This window comes from Shewanella sp. AS1 (genome assembly GCF_021412565.1).
Classification (GTDB): Bacteria; Pseudomonadota; Gammaproteobacteria; order Enterobacterales; family Shewanellaceae; genus Shewanella.
In genome coordinates, this window is the sequence record NZ_JAKCLJ010000090.1 from 1 (window position 1) to 287 (window position 287).

1 protein-coding gene is annotated in these 287 nt (G+C 64.5%); it reads right to left on the minus strand.

The genetic code is table 11. The annotated features are described in order from the left end of the window. Window positions 1–287 (minus strand): lyase family protein (locus tag LZP69_RS16180; RefSeq protein ID WP_267962137.1); only part of this gene is annotated, 287 nt, incomplete at both ends.

Here is a 287-nt window from a genome sequence, read left to right on the forward strand (position 1 = left end):
GTGAGCAGGCAATGGTCTTCAGCGCGCCGGAAGCCTCAACGCACGCATCGCGCGCTGCGAGCGCCTCAAACAAATTTGGCGCCTGCTTGAACGGGAGCCCCATGTCTTTGGCCAGCCGCGCGATAACGCGCGCCGGAAGGCCGGGTTCGGCATTCAAGCCGGTACCGACCGCCGTCCCGCCCAGCGCCAGCTCGCACAAATGCGACTTGACTTGGGCAGCACGGGTCAAAGCATGATCCAGTTGCGAAGCATAGCCGCTGAATTCCTGGCCCAGACGCACGGGCACG